At 71.5% G+C, this 13662-nt stretch carries 12 protein-coding genes; 6 read left to right on the top strand and 6 right to left on the bottom strand.

What is annotated here, in order from left to right:
* Positions 1-90: 90 nt before the first annotated feature.
* Complete coding sequence (locus tag BU52_RS12645) at positions 91-3348, top strand: S8 family peptidase (RefSeq protein WP_051858160.1); 3258 nt, start codon at positions 91-93, stop codon at positions 3346-3348.
* 70 nt (positions 3349-3418) lie between these two features.
* Here BU52_RS12645 and BU52_RS12640 read toward each other — a convergent pair whose 3' ends face one another.
* Positions 3419-4333, bottom strand: coding sequence for a helix-turn-helix domain-containing protein (locus BU52_RS12640; protein WP_037932710.1), 915 nt, complete (start codon positions 4331-4333; stop codon positions 3419-3421).
* Between the two features lie 173 nt (positions 4334-4506).
* On the opposite strand from BU52_RS12640, the gene BU52_RS12635 reads away from it, so the two are divergent.
* Positions 4507-5547 carry an NAD(P)-dependent alcohol dehydrogenase gene (locus BU52_RS12635; RefSeq protein ID WP_037932707.1) on the top strand — a complete coding sequence of 347 codons (1041 nt, stop codon included), beginning with the start codon at positions 4507-4509 and terminating at the stop codon, positions 5545-5547.
* A gap of 64 nt (positions 5548-5611) precedes the next feature.
* Here BU52_RS12635 and BU52_RS12630 read toward each other — a convergent pair whose 3' ends face one another.
* Complete coding sequence (locus BU52_RS12630) at positions 5612-6730, bottom strand: membrane protein (RefSeq protein WP_037932704.1); 1119 nt, start codon at positions 6728-6730, stop codon at positions 5612-5614.
* Between the two features lie 141 nt (positions 6731-6871).
* Between BU52_RS12630 and BU52_RS12625 the strand changes: the two genes are divergently transcribed.
* Positions 6872-8029, top strand: a complete 1158-nt coding sequence (locus BU52_RS12625) for a cystathionine gamma-synthase (RefSeq protein WP_037932701.1) — start codon at positions 6872-6874, stop codon at positions 8027-8029.
* Between the two features lie 6 nt (positions 8030-8035).
* Here BU52_RS12625 and BU52_RS12620 read toward each other — a convergent pair whose 3' ends face one another.
* From BU52_RS12620 to BU52_RS12610, 3 genes are all read right to left on the bottom strand, one after another.
* Positions 8036-8284 (bottom strand): hypothetical protein, encoded by a 249-nt coding sequence (locus tag BU52_RS12620; protein WP_037932698.1) that lies wholly within the window; start codon positions 8282-8284, stop codon positions 8036-8038.
* Positions 8285-8297: 13 nt separating this feature from the next.
* Positions 8298-8801: a sigma factor-like helix-turn-helix DNA-binding protein gene (locus tag BU52_RS12615; RefSeq protein ID WP_037932696.1), complete on the bottom strand. Its 504-nt coding sequence runs from the start codon at positions 8799-8801 to the stop codon at positions 8298-8300.
* A gap of 203 nt (positions 8802-9004) precedes the next feature.
* The gene (locus BU52_RS12610) at positions 9005-9493 is read right to left on the bottom strand and encodes a MarR family winged helix-turn-helix transcriptional regulator (RefSeq protein WP_456154824.1); all 489 of its coding nucleotides are present in this window, start codon (positions 9491-9493) and stop codon (positions 9005-9007) included.
* Positions 9494-9667: 174 nt separating this feature from the next.
* On the opposite strand from BU52_RS12610, the gene ilvA reads away from it, so the two are divergent.
* The 3 genes from ilvA (at position 9668) to BU52_RS12595 (ending at position 12957) form a co-directional block, all read left to right on the top strand.
* Entirely contained in the window at positions 9668-10897 is a 1230-nt protein-coding gene (ilvA, locus tag BU52_RS12605) for a threonine ammonia-lyase (protein WP_037932691.1), read from the top strand.
* Positions 10898-11078: 181 nt separating this feature from the next.
* Positions 11079-12110 (top strand): ATP-binding cassette domain-containing protein, encoded by a 1032-nt coding sequence (locus tag BU52_RS12600; protein ID WP_051858145.1) that lies wholly within the window; start codon positions 11079-11081, stop codon positions 12108-12110.
* Between the two features lies 1 nt (position 12111).
* On the top strand, positions 12112-12957 hold the full coding sequence (locus BU52_RS12595; RefSeq protein WP_037932688.1) for an ABC transporter permease: 846 nt from the start codon (positions 12112-12114) through the stop codon (positions 12955-12957).
* 58 nt (positions 12958-13015) lie between these two features.
* Here BU52_RS12595 and greA read toward each other — a convergent pair whose 3' ends face one another.
* A complete protein-coding gene (greA, locus tag BU52_RS12590; protein WP_037932683.1) occupies positions 13016-13513 on the bottom strand; it encodes a transcription elongation factor GreA in 498 nt (165 codons plus the stop codon).
* Positions 13514-13662 lie beyond the last annotated feature (149 nt).

Below are 13662 nucleotides of genomic sequence, written 5' to 3'. Positions count from 1 at the left end.
ACTTCGCTAGGGGGAACCTTGCGCAGACAAGTCAAGAGAGCGTGCGCGGCCACGATCGCCACGGCGACCGCCGTGGCGCTCGCGGCGGGCATGGCCGGCCCGGCGTCGGCGAACGGGGAGCGCGCGGCCGCCGGCTCCTCGGTGGGGGCGTCCTCGCCGAAGGCCAAGCACCGGATCACTCTGATCACGGGTGACCGGGTCGCGGTCGACGGCAAGGGCCGCGTGGTCGGGCTGGAGCCGGCCGGGGGCCGGGAGCACATACCCGTCCAGATCCGCAGGACCGGCGGGCACACCCTCGTGCTGCCGGTGGACGCCGCCCGGCTGATCGCGAGCGGCAAGCTGGACCAGCGGCTCTTCGACATCACCGAGCTGAACAAGTCCGCGACCCGCGGCTCCCACGAGCGGGGCCTGAAGGTCATCGTCGGCTACCGGGGCGGCGCGCGGGCCGCCAAGGCCGACGTCCGTGACGCGGGCACGGTCCGCCGGACGCTGAAGTCCCTGAACGCGGACGCGGTGCAGACCCCGCACGAGGACGCGCCCGAGCTGTGGGACGCCGTCACCAACGGCGAGAAGACCGCCGCCGGTGTCGCCCACGTGTGGCTGGACGGGGTCCGCAAGGCCTCTCTCGACACGTCCGTGGCGCAGATCGGCACCCCCAAGGCCTGGGCGGCCGGCTACGACGGCAAGGGCGTCAAGATCGCCGTCCTGGACACCGGCGTCGACGCCACCCACCCGGACCTCAAGGGCCAGGTGGCCGCGTCCAAGAACTTCACCTCCGCGGCCACCGCCGGCGACAAGGTCGGCCACGGCACCCACGTCGCGTCCATCGCGGCAGGTACGGGCGCCAAGTCCAAGGGCACGTACAAGGGTGTCGCGCCCGGGGCCAAGGTCCTCAACGGCAAGGTCCTCGACGACTCCGGCTTCGGTGACGACTCCGGCATCCTCGCCGGGATGGAGTGGGCGGCCGCGCAGGGCGCCGACGTCATCAACATGAGCCTGGGCGGCATGGACACGCCCGAGGTCGACCCGCTGGAGGCGGCGGTCAACAAGCTCTCCGCCGAGAAGGGCGTCCTGTTCGCCATCGCGGCCGGCAACGAGGGCCCGCAGTCGATCGGTTCGCCCGGCAGCGCGGACGCCGCCCTCACCGTCGGCGCCGTCGACGACAAGGACGCGCTCGCCGACTTCTCCTCCACCGGCCCCCGCACCGGCGACGGCGCCATCAAGCCGGACGTCACCGCGCCCGGCGTCGACATCACGGCCGCATCCGCCAAGGGCAACGACATCGCCAAGGAGGTCGGCGAGAAGCCGGCCGGATACATGACCATCTCCGGTACGTCGATGGCGACCCCGCACGTCGCGGGCGCGGCGGCGCTGCTGAAGCAGCAGCACCCGGAATGGACCCAGGCGGAGCTCAAGGCCGCGCTCACCGGCTCCACCAAGGGCGGCACGTACACGCCGTTCCAGCAGGGTTCGGGCCGCGTCCAGGTCGACAAGGCCATCAAGCAGACCGTCATCGCCGACCCGGTGTCGCTCAGCTTCGGCGTCCAGCAGTGGCCGCACACCGACGACAAGCCGGTCACCAAGTCGCTCACCTACCGCAACCTGGGCACCGAGGACGTCACCCTGAAGCTGACGTCGACCGCCACGAACCCCAAGGGCAAGGCGGCCCCGGCCGGCTTCTTCACGCTGGGCGCCGGCACGGTTACGGTCCCGGCGGGCGGCAAGGCCTCCGTGGACGTCACCGTCGACACCCGGCTCGGCGGCACACTCGACGGCGCCTACTCGGCGTACGTGGTCGCGACGGGCGGCGGGCAGACCGTGCGCACGGGCGCCGCGGTGCAGCGTGAGGTCGAGTCGTACGACGTGACGCTGAAGTTCCTCGACCGCGCGGGCAAGCCGGCCGGCAACTACGTCGCCGGTCTGGCCGGACTCTCCGGTCTGGGCGCCGGCCAGTGGTACCAGCCCTACGACGCCGACGGCACCGTCACCGTCCGCGTGCCGAAGGGCGGTTACGTCCTGGACACCGGCGTCTTCGTCAGCCCGGACCCGGAGAAGTACGAGGGCGCCGACTGGCTCGCCCAGCCGAAGCTGGACGTCAACAGGACCACGACGATCACGCTGGACGCCCGCAAGGCCAAGCCGGTGAAGATCACCGTGCCGGACAAGGGCGCCAAGCCCGAGTTCGCCTCGGCCGACTACACCGTCGAGACCAAGGACAGCGGCCACGCCTTCGGCTGGTGGCTGGATTCGTACGACAACTTCCGCTCCGCCCACCTCGGGCCGCAGATCACCGACGGCTCGCTGTCCCAGCAGTGGGACGCCCACTTCAGCAAGGGCACCAAGGAGCAGTACAGCACCGTCACCGGCGCCAAGGTGAAGAAGCTCGCCACCGGCTACACCCGGCACTACAAGGCGGGCGACCTCGCCACGGTGAAGGTGGGCATGGGCGCGGCGGCGAGCGGCAAGAAGGGTGTCGTCAACGCCTTCGGCATGCTGCCCCGGAGCGGCGGCGCCTCCGCGTTCGGCTACGCGCAGAGCCTGCCCGGCACCCGCACGCTGCACCTGTCCGCTGCGGGCGGGGTCACGTGGGACCTCGACTTCGAGCAGCAGAGCGGTGTCGACGCGGAGGGCTGGCCGGTCTCCGACGCCGGGTACCTCATCGGCGCCGGAAAGAGCTACAAGGCCGGCAAGTCGTACAAGGAGACCGTGAACACGGCCGTCTTCGGGCCGCGCCTCACCTCCGAGTACGGCCTCTTCCGGGACGGCAACACCATCTCCGGGATGCTCCCGCTGTTCGCCGACGGCAAGGGCCACGTCGGCTCGTCGCTGTTCACCTCGGCCACCACCAGCCTCTACCGCAACGGCAAGAAGGTCGGCTCGAACGACGACCCGCTGCTCGGTGACGGTGTGTTCAAGGTCCCGTCCGCCGACGCCTCCTACAAGCTGACCACTTCGGTCAAGCGGAGCGCCAAGGTCGCCGCCGCCTCCACGCGGATCGACGCGAGCTGGACCTTCCGCTCCAAGAAGACCGCCGACCTCAAGCAGCTTCCGGCCTCCACGGTCCGCTTCCTCGCGGCCACGGGTCTGGACAGCAAGGTGACGGCCGGCAAGAAGGTCGGCGTCCCGGTCTCCGTGGAGGGCGCCGCCAAGGGCAAGAACCTCAAGTCCCTGTCGGTGTACGTGTCCTACGACTACGGCAAGACCTGGAAGAAGACCACGGTCACCAAGGGGAAGATCACCGTCAAGAACCCGGCGAAGGGGAAGGCCATCTCCTTCCACGCCAAGATCGCCGACAAGAAGGGCAACAAGTCGACGATCTCGATCTACAACGCCTACTACGGCAAGTAGACCGTGCACGGACGGCCCGCCGGAAGCACTGCTCCCGGCGGGCCGTCCCGTCGTTCGGGGGCCTCCCCTCTCACGGAGTCGCGGCGTCCGCCCCCGACCGCCTCGCGTCCGCGCCCCAGCTGGCCAGCAGCCGCAGTGCCTCCGCCGACGGGGAACCCGGCTCCGCGAAGTAGGTGACCAGGGACTGCTCGGTCTCACCGGCCGGGCGGAACGACTCCCACTGCAGCGTCAGCTCCCCGACCAGCGGATGCCTCAGCCGCTTGACGCCGTGGCTCTTCTCCTTCACGTCGTGCGCGGCCCACAGCCGCCTGAACTGCTCGCTCTTCACGGAGAGCTCACCGACCAGCGAGGACAGCTGGGGGTCGTCCGGATGACAGCCCGCGTCCATGCGCAGATAGGCGACCATGTCGGACGCCTTCTGGTCCCACTCCACGAAGAGCTCCCGGTGGTCCGGGTTCAGGAACACCAGCCGGGCCCAGTTCCGCTCCTGCGCCGGCATCCGGCCCCAGTCGCCGAAGAGCGCCGCGGCCATCCGGTTCCAGGCGAGGATCTCCGAGCGCCGGCCCACCACGTACGCCGGGACCGTGTCCATCGAGTCCAGCAGCTGCCGCAGCGCCACGCGTGTCTGCTGGGCGCGGGGCGCCTGCTTCTTCCTGTGCCGCTTCGGCTTCGCCAGATGCGTCAGGTGGGCGCGCTCGGCGTCGGTGAGGCGCAGGGCGCGGGCGATCGAGTCCAGCACCTCCGCCGACACGTTCCGCCCGTTGCCCTGCTCCAGCCGCGTGTAGTACGCCACGGACACCCCGGCGAGCTGCGCCAGCTCCTCGCGGCGCAGGCCCGGGACCCGGCGGTGGCGTCCGAAGTCCGGCAGGCCGACGTCCTCCGGCTTCAGCCGGGCCCGTCGGGTCCGCAGGAACTCGCTGAGTCCCGCACGCGGGTCGAGGCCGCCGCTCGCGGGGCCGGCCGGGTCGGTGTGCTGCTCGTCCATGTGTCCAGTATTCCCGGTCGTACGCACAGCAGCCTGTCCCCGCCAGTAGTACGCACAGCCAACGTAGGAAGAGCCGTGGGCTGGCTGCGCCACGGCCGTTGCCGCAGGCTGGAGGCCGAGCCCGGCCGGTTCGAAGGCGGCCGGGCGCACGACCTCATGAGGAGAACCCCGGTATGACCACTGTCGCTGCGTACGCCGCGCCCGCCGCCAAGGCTCCCCTGGAGCGCACGACCATCGAGCGGCGCGAGGTGGGCGAGCACGACGTCCTGATCGACATCAAGTTCGCCGGCATCTGCCATTCCGACATCCACCAGGTCCGTGAGGGCTGGGGCGAGGCGATCTTCCCGATGGTCCCCGGTCACGAGATCGCCGGTGTGGTGTCCGAGGTCGGCCCCGGCGTCACGAAGTACGCCGTCGGTGACCGCGTCGGCGTCGGCTGCATGGTCGACTCCTGCCGTGAGTGCGACAACTGCAGGGCCGGACGGGAGCAGTACTGCGCCGGCGGCATGGTCGGCACCTACAACGCCCTCGACAAGAACGGCGAGCCCACCTACGGCGGCTACGCGCAGACGGTCGTCGTCGACGAGAACTACGTCGTGCGCATACCCGACGGCCTGGCCCTCGACGTCGCCGCGCCCCTGCTGTGCGCCGGCATCACCACCTACTCCCCGCTGAGGCGCTGGGGCGCGGGCCCCGGCAAGAAGGTCGCGATCCTCGGCATGGGCGGCCTCGGTCACATGGCTGTCAAGATCGCGCACGCGCTGGGCGCGGAGGTGACGGTGCTGTCGCAGTCCCTGCGCAAGAAGGACGACGGCCTGAAGCTGGGCGCCGACCACTACCACGCCACCGCCGACCCGAAGACCTTCGAGGACCTGCGCGGCACCTTCGACCTGATCGTGTCGACCGTCTCGGCCCCGCTGGACCTGGACGCCTACCTGTCCCTGCTGCGGACGGAGGGCACGCTGGCGAACGTCGGCGCTCCCGAGGAGCCCGTCTCCCTCAACCTCTTCTCGGTGATCGGCGGCGGCAAGACGCTCGCCGGTTCCATGATCGGCGGCATCGCCGAGACCCAGGAGATGCTGGACTTCTGCGCCGAGCACGGCATCGGCGCGGAGATCGAGCTGATCGGCGCCACCGAGATCAACGAGGCGTACGAGCGCGTCCTGGCCAGCGACGTCCGCTACCGCTTCGTGATCGACACGGCGACGATCTGACACCGGGCGGCGCCTCCCGGCCGTCGGCCCCTCCGCCCCTGGCCGGGGACCCGCACTGCGACGGTCAGCGCGGCAGCGTGGCCGGGCTGCCGCCGTTGGCCTCGTAGCCGGCGACCGCCAGGGCGCGGTAGACCGCGAATTCGCCGGCGGGGTCGGCGGACAGGGTCCAGGGCAGGGCGCCCACGTGGCCGTCGATGTGTATGAGCTGGCTCATGGCCTCCGCCCAGCGCTCCGCGCGGACCAGGAAGAAGACCAGCAGATGCCGCACGTGCGCCAGCATCGGGTCGTCGGGGCGGGCCGAGTGCACCGCGTGCAGCGCTCCGTGGATCGCCTTGCCGACGACCTCGCTCTGGTAGAAACCGGCGACCAGGGTCACCTCGGGGAGATGCTCGAACACCGCGAAGAGCGGCATCGCGGCGAGGAGGGACCCCTGGGGGGCCCGCGCCGCCGCGGCCTCCGCGAAGGAGTACGCCTGCTGCCGCGAGCCGTGCCACTTCTCGCACCAGTACTGCAGCGCGGCCAGATGCGCGCCCATGTGGGCCGGGGCGCGGTCCAGGATCTTCAGCCAGACCTGTTCGAAGTCCTGCTGGGAGTAGCCGAGTCCACGGGCCACCGAGAGTTCCACGATGTACGGGACCGGGTCGCCCGGGGCCAGCAGCGCCGCCTCGCCGCACGCCGCCCTCGCCTCCTCCATGATGATCCGGAACTCGTCCGTCCCGGGCGTCGCCGTCCGCCATGCCTGCTGAACCAGGAACTCGGCGTGCACCGCGGCGCCGCCCGCGTCCTTGGGCGCCTCGGTCCGCCACACACGCAGCCACTGACCGCCCGGCGCCGAACCCGCCCCGCCGGGCCGCTGGGCGAGCTCCAGGGAGGCCGCGCCCGCGAAGGCCTGGACGCGCTGCCAGCGCAGTTCGCCCTCGGCGCCGGTGCCCGCCAGCAGCTGCTGTGCCGCCCGGTGGTCCTGGGTGCGCTGCACCAGGTCCAGCACGTCCAGCAGGTCCTCGTCGGGGCCGGGCATGCGGACGTCCAGCTCCTCCTCGCGGGCGAAGCCGTACGTGGCCGGGTCCGCCGCGTCCGGGTGGCCGGGCGGAACCAGGCCCACCGCGCCGCGCCGGCGCCTGAGGAACGGCAACACCACGAAGCCGAGCATGACGAGCGCGATCAGGACCCAGAGAATCTCCATGTCACAAGCGAACCAGACCGCGCCGTCACTTGGCCAACCCGGTGCCCGGCCCTGTGGAAAACTCCCCGCAGCCGCCCCGCGACGGCCGCCCGGCCGCCCGCGCCCGCCATCCGCCCCGCTCGCGCACTACGCTCGGTGCCCATGAGCGACAGGCACATCAGTCAGCACTTCGAGACGCTCGCGATTCACGCGGGCAACACCGCCGATCCCCTGACGGGCGCGGTCGTCCCGCCGATCTATCAGGTGTCCACCTACAAGCAGGACGGCGTCGGCGGCCTGCGCGGCGGCTACGAGTACAGCCGCAGCGCCAATCCCACCAGGACCGCGCTGGAGGAGAACCTCGCCGCCCTGGAGGGCGGCCGCCGCGGCCTCGCGTTCGCGTCCGGACTGGCGGCCGAGGACTGCCTGTTGCGTACGCTGCTCAGCCCCGGTGACCACGTGGTGATCCCGAACGACGCGTACGGCGGCACGTTCCGTCTCTTCGCCAAGGTCGTCGCCCGCTGGGGCGTGGAGTGGTCGGTGGCCGACACCTCCGACCCGGCCGCGGTGCGGGCCGCCCTCACCCCGAAGACCAAGGTCGTCTGGGTGGAGACCCCCTCCAACCCGCTGCTCGGCATCACCGACATCGCCGCCGTCGCCCAGGTCGCCCAGGACGCCGGCGCCCGGCTGGTCGTCGACAACACCTTCGCCACTCCGTACCTCCAGCAGCCGCTCGCGCTCGGCGCGGACGTCGTCGTGCACTCCCTTACCAAGTACATGGGCGGCCACTCGGACGTCGTCGGCGGCGCCCTGATCACCGGGGACGCGGAGCTGGGCGAGGAGCTGGCGTACCACCAGAACGCGATGGGCGCGGTCGCCGGGCCCTTCGACTCCTGGCTGGTGCTGCGCGGCACCAAGACGCTCTCGGTGCGCATGGACCGGCACAGCGAGAACGCGACGAAGGTCGCCGACATGCTCAGCCGCCACGCCCGCGTGACGAGCGTCCTCTACCCGGGACTGCCCGAGCACCCGGGGCACGAGATCGCCGCCAAGCAGATGCGTGCCTTCGGCGGGATGGTCTCCTTCCGCGTGGAGGGCGGCGAGGAGGCGGCCGTCGAGGTCTGCGACCGGGCCCGGGTCTTCACGCTCGGCGAGTCGCTGGGCGGCGTCGAGTCCCTGATCGAGCACCCGGGGCGGATGACGCACGCGTCGGCGGCCGGTTCCGCGCTCGAGGTCCCCGCCGACCTGGTGCGCCTGTCCGTGGGCATCGAGAACGTCGACGACCTGCTCGAGGACCTGGAGCAGGCGCTCGGCCGGTAGTTCCGGTCACCAGCCCGTCAGGGGTGGGGTCGTCTCCGACGGCGGCTCCACCCAGGGGCGGGCGGTCAGCGCCCACACCACGAACGCCACGGTCAGCGCCAGCGACAGCAGCCACAGCACGCGGCGGGCGAGCGTCCTGCGCCGCAGGATGCGGGTGCCGCGCCGCACGGCGTCCGTGTGCAGGTCGGGCGGCACGGGCGGCGGTGACTGCTCCAGCAGCCGCCGTACGGTCGCCTCGCGCCTCATCGCCGCCATACCGGCTCCCTGTTCATGACGGCACCGCCCGGGCGCCTCCCACCGCGGGGGCGGGGTTGCCGGGCGGGCGCAGCACGGTCGCCATCGCGCGGTTGAAGACCGCCCGCACGCGCTCCGCGGGCAGACCGAGCAGCGCCGCCGTCTGTTCCTCGGCGATGCCCTCGTGAAGCCGCAGCACCAGGACCAGACGTTCCTGCGGGCTCAGTGCGGTGAGCGGACCGCCGGGGCGGGGGCGCGAGCGGAGCAGGCCACCGTGCCGGTGCCACGCGCCGTGCGCGAACCGGGTCGCCAGGTACCGGCGGGTGTGGTCGTAGGGATCCTCGCCGTGCAGGCGGTCCCAGCACGCGTACGTGTGGGCCAGCGCCAGGGTCAGCAGGCGCCGCGCGAGCGGGTTGGCGTCCCGCGGTTCCGCGGTGAGCAGGGTCGCGGTGTGCAGCAGCCGTCCGCCCGCGCCCGCGACGTACGCCTCGAACTCGCGGGCGCGGTGGACGTTCTCGGACGCGTGCCGTGGTCGCAACCGCACCTCCCCGCCGGGGCTCCCCCCTCATATCAGGCCAGCGCGCGCCCCCGGGGTCAAGAGTCGCGCACGCCCGGCGGCGCGGGAGTTCCGGGCTCCGGTCGGCTCGTCGGACGCCGGAGGGCCGCACACCAGCCCGTCCGGCGTTCGAGGGCGAGGCCCGTTCAGGGCCGAAGGGGGTTGGGGGGCGCAGCCCCCGGAGGTCAGGAGTCCGTACGGTCCTGAACGGACATCCGGGAGGACAGGGCACCGTTGAAGCGCGTGAGGAGCGCGCAGAACGCCTCGCGCTCCTCCGGCGCCCAGTCGTGCGTCAGCTCGGCCATCAACTGGCGTCGGGAGGCGCGTACTTCCTCCAGCCGCGCCTTCCCGCGCGGGGACAGCTGGAGGACGACCGCGCGGCCGTCCTCGGGGTGCGAGGTCCGCTTCACCAGGCCGGTGTCCACGAGTGGGGCCACCTGACGGGTGACCGTCGAGGAGTCGATGCCCATGCTCCCGGCGAGCGCCTTGACGCCCATCGGGCCTTCCTTGTCGAGGCGGTTGAGCAGCAGGTACGCGGCGCGGTCCATCGAGTGGCGCACCTGGCCGACCCCGCCGAGCCGCGTCTGTTCGGCACGGCGGGCGAACAGCGCCACCTCGTGCTGCAGCGTGTCGAGAAGACCCGTGTCACCGACGGCCGTCAGGTCCGTCGTCATGTCCATCGACATTTCAGGTGTTGTGGGCATGGCCGGAGGCTCACTTCGTGGAGGGCTGCTCATTGGGGGACAGGGTACGCGGCCGGGCCGCGGCCCGTACCGGCGCTGCGCAAAGCGGAGTCCGCGGGTTGGTCACACCGGTCGCCGTCTCCCGCGGACTGCGATGCTGGGGGCATGAGCCACAGCACGGCCGGTTCCCTGCGGGCCGTCACTCTCGACGACGTGCGCGGCGCGCAGAAGATGCTCTCCGGCGTGGCGCGGACCACCGCGATGGAGGGCAGCAGGCACCTCTCCCGGCGGGTGGGCGCTCCGGTGCACCTGAAGTGCGAGAACCTCCAGCGGACCGGGTCGTTCAAGCTGCGCGGCGCGTACGTCCGGATCGCCGGGCTGCTGCCCGAGGAGCGGGCCGCCGGTGTCGTCGCGGCGAGCGCCGGCAACCACGCGCAGGGCGTGGCGCTGGCGTCGTCGCTGCTCGGGGTCCGTTCCACGGTGTTCATGCCGAAGGGCGCCCCGCTGCCGAAGATCAGCGCGACCCGGGAGTACGGCGCCGAGGTGCGCCTGCACGGCCAGGTGGTCGACGAGTCGCTGGCCGCGGCGGTGGAGTACGCGCAGGAGACGGGCGCGGTGTTCATTCACCCCTTCGACCACCCGGACGTCATCGCGGGCCAGGGCACGGTGGGCCTGGAGATCCTGGAGCAGTGCCCCGAGGTGCGGACGATCGTCGTCGGTGTCGGCGGGGGCGGGCTCGCCGCGGGGATCGCGGTCGCGGCGAAGGCGCTGCGGCCCGATGTGCGGATCGTCGGTGTGCAGGCGGCGGGCGCGGCGGCGTATCCGCCCTCGCTGGCGGCCGGCCGCCCGGTGGCGGTGCGCAACCCGGTGACGATGGCCGACGGGATCAAGGTGGGGCGGCCGGGTGACGTGCCGTTCGGGATCGTCGGCGAACTGGTGGACGAGGTGTGCACGGTCACCGAGGACGAGCTGTCGGCCGCGCTGCTGCTGTGTCTGGAGCGGGCCAAACTGGTCGTCGAGCCGGCCGGGGCGAGCCCGGTCGCGGCGCTGCTGAGCCGTCCCGGGGCCTTCGAGGGGCCGGTCGTCGCGGTGCTGTCCGGCGGCAATGTGGACCCGGTGCTGATGGAGCGGGTGCTGCGGCACGGCATGGCGGCGCAGGGCCGCTACCTGGCCGTACGGCTGCGTCTGACGGACCGGCCGGGCGCCCTCGCCTCGCTGCTGGGGTCGTTGTCGGTGGTCGATGCCAACGTTCTCGACGTCAGTCACGTACGCACCGATCCCCGGCTGGGGCTCACGGAGGCGGAGGTCGAGCTGCACCTGGAGACGAAGGGCCCGGCGCACTGCGCCGAGGTCGAACGGGCCCTGCGCGAGGCTGGTTACACGGTCATGGTCTGACGCCGGGGGTGTCACTCCTTCGTGTCACTTCCCTTGAGAGACGCGATACATCGCGTTATGGTGAGTTCGCGTCACTGTCCGGCAGTCGTGTCCCGCTGCGGTGTCGGGCGGAAAAATCTCAGCACGTCACCGCGCGCAAACCTAGGCTTTCCGGAGAAATCACGACGACGTGGAGACTCATATGCCAGGCGCCATCTATGCCGAAGGTCTGGTGAAGACCTTCGGAGACGTAAGGGCTCTGGACGGTGTCGACCTCGAGGTCCCCGAGGGAACCGTCCTGGGCCTGCTCGGGCCGAACGGCGCGGGCAAGACCACCACCGTCCGCTGCCTCACCACCCTGCTGCGGCCCGACAGCGGCAAGGCCGTCGTCGCGGGCATCGACGTGCTGAGGCACCCCGACGCCGTGCGCCGCTCCATCGGCCTGTCCGGCCAGTTCGCCGCCGTCGACGAGTATCTGACCGGCCGCGAGAACCTGCAGATGGTCGGGCAGCTCTACCAGATGAGGGCGAAGGACGCGAAGGCCCGCGCGGACGAACTGCTGGAGCAGTTCCACCTCGCGGACGCCGCCGACCGCACCGCGAAGACCTACTCCGGAGGCATGCGCCGCCGGCTCGACCTCGCGGCGGCCCTGGTCGTGTCACCGCCGGTGATGTTCATGGACGAGCCGACGACCGGCCTGGACCCGCGCAACCGCCAGCAGCTGTGGGAGGTGATCAAGCAGCTCGTCTCCGGGGGCACGACGTTGCTGCTGACCACCCAGTACCTGGAGGAGGCCGACCACCTGGCGCACGACATCGCGGTCGTCGACCACGGCCGGGTCATCGCCCAGGGCACCTCCGACCAGCTCAAGGCCCGCACCGGAGGAGAGCGGGTCGAGGTCGTGGTGCACGACCGCGAGCACATCCCGGCCGCCTCCGCCCTCCTCGACAAGTACAGCCTGCGCGGCCCCGGCACGGGGGACACCACGGTCGAGGAGCACATGCGCAAGATCACCACGCCGGTCTCCGGCGGGGCGAAGCTCCTCGCCGAGATCATCCGCGAGCTCGACACCGACGGCATCGAGATCGACGACATCGGCCTGCGCCGCCCCACTCTCGACGACGTCTTCCTCTCCCTCACCGGACATGTCGCCGAGGCCCCGGCCGAGGACGACGACGGCACGCGGGACACCGAGCAGCCCACCAGGGGCACCGCCCCGGCAAGGAGGTCCTGACATGAGTGCCGTCACCGACGCCGTGCGGGTCACGGCACCCGGCAACCCCGTGGGCCAGTCGATCCGCGACTCCCTGGTCATCGCCAGGCGCAACCTGATCCGCATGGTCCGCATCCCCGAAGTGGTCATCTTCGGGCTCATCCAGCCGATCATGTTCGTCGTGCTGTTCTCGTACGTGTTCGGCGGCTCCATGGAGATCGCCGGCAGCACCAGTCCGGAGGTCTACCGCGAGTTCCTGATGGCCGGGATCTTCGCCCAGACCGTCACCTTCGCCACCGCCGGAGCCGGTGCGGGCATCGCCGAGGACATGCACAAGGGGCTCATCGACCGCTTCCGCTCCCTGCCGATGGCGCGCGGCGCGGTGCTCACCGGCCGCACCCTCGCCGACCTGGTGCAGACGGCGCTCACCCTGCTCGTGCTCGCCGTGGTCGCCCTCCTGGTCGGCTGGCGCACCCACACCAGCGCCGGCGAGGTGCTCGGCGCGTTCGCGCTGCTGCTCCTGAGCGGGTACGCCTTCACCTGGATCGGCGCCGTCATCGGGCTGTCGGTCCGCACCCCGGAGGCGGCCACCTCCGGCGGACTGGTCTGGCTCTTCCCCGTCACCTTCGTGTCGAACGCGTTCGTGGACTCCAGCAACATGACGCCCTGGCTGCGCCACATCGCCGACTGGAACCCGTTCAGCGCCACCGTCCAGGCCTGCCGCCAGCTCTTCGGCAACCCCGGTGTCTCCACCTCGGACGCCTGGCCCATGCAGCACCCGGTGTGGGCCTCGCTGATCTACTCGGTCCTGATCATCGCCTTCTTCCGCACGCTCGCGGTGCGCAAGTACCGCTCGGCCGCGGCATGACGGGACCCCCGGCGCCGCACAGGGCGCCGGGGGTCCGCCGGGACACCGCGGGGGCGGGTCAGCCGTTGTACGGCTCGGCCTTGAGGATCTTCACGGAGGCCTTCTTGCCGTTGGGCAGCTCGTACTCCGCGTCGTCGCCGACCTTGTGGCCCATCACGCCGGAGCCGAGCGGGGACTGCGGCGAGTAGGTCTCGACATCGGCGCTCGCGTACTCGCGCGAGGCGAGCAGGAAGGTCAGCGTGTCGTCCTCGTCGCCGTCGAAGGCGATGGTCACGACCATGCCGGGCGCCACGGCGCCGTCGGCCGCCGGAGCCTCGCCGACCTTGGCGTTCTCGAGGAGCTGGGTGAGCTGGCGCACACGGAGCTCCTGCTTGCCCTGCTCCTCCTTGGCCGCGTGGTACCCGCCGTTCTCCCGCAGGTCGCCCTCCTCACGCGCGGCGGCGATCTTGGCGGCGATCTCCGTGCGCGCGGGACCAGTAAGGTACTCAAGCTCGTCCTTGAGCTTGTTGTACGCCTCCTGGGTCAGCCAGGTGACGGACTCGCTGGTCTGGGTCACAGGTGCTCCTCGTAGGTACTGGGAAATACAAAGCATCGCCCTACCCAGAAGGATGGTCCTCCAGGGACGGGCGAAACCACGAGCCTAACAATTGAGTGCCCGCAGGGGGAGGACATAAGCCGCCGGACTCATGTCAGCGCAGGTCAGTG

Source organism: Streptomyces toyocaensis (assembly GCF_000725125.1).
Lineage (GTDB): Bacteria > Actinomycetota > Actinomycetes > Streptomycetales > Streptomycetaceae > Streptomyces > Streptomyces toyocaensis.
This window is presented reverse-complemented; position numbering and strand designations above follow the sequence as displayed.

Coding starts and splice junctions, on each gene's coding strand:
- BU52_RS12645 (WP_051858160.1), top strand. CDS start 91: ATGGCCGGCCCGGCGTCGGCGAACGGGGAGCGCGCGGCCGCCGGCTCC.
- BU52_RS12640 (WP_037932710.1), bottom strand. CDS start 4,333: ATGGACGAGCAGCACACCGACCCGGCCGGCCCCGCGAGCGGCGGCCTC.
- BU52_RS12635 (WP_037932707.1), top strand. CDS start 4,507: ATGACCACTGTCGCTGCGTACGCCGCGCCCGCCGCCAAGGCTCCCCTG.
- BU52_RS12630 (WP_037932704.1), bottom strand. CDS start 6,730: ATGGAGATTCTCTGGGTCCTGATCGCGCTCGTCATGCTCGGCTTCGTG.
- BU52_RS12625 (WP_037932701.1), top strand. CDS start 6,872: ATGAGCGACAGGCACATCAGTCAGCACTTCGAGACGCTCGCGATTCAC.
- BU52_RS12620 (WP_037932698.1), bottom strand. CDS start 8,284: ATGGCGGCGATGAGGCGCGAGGCGACCGTACGGCGGCTGCTGGAGCAG.
- BU52_RS12610 (WP_456154824.1), bottom strand. CDS start 9,493: ATGACGACGGACCTGACGGCCGTCGGTGACACGGGTCTTCTCGACACG.
- ilvA (WP_037932691.1), top strand. CDS start 9,668: ATGAGCCACAGCACGGCCGGTTCCCTGCGGGCCGTCACTCTCGACGAC.
- BU52_RS12600 (WP_051858145.1), top strand. CDS start 11,079: ATGCCAGGCGCCATCTATGCCGAAGGTCTGGTGAAGACCTTCGGAGAC.
- BU52_RS12595 (WP_037932688.1), top strand. CDS start 12,112: ATGAGTGCCGTCACCGACGCCGTGCGGGTCACGGCACCCGGCAACCCC.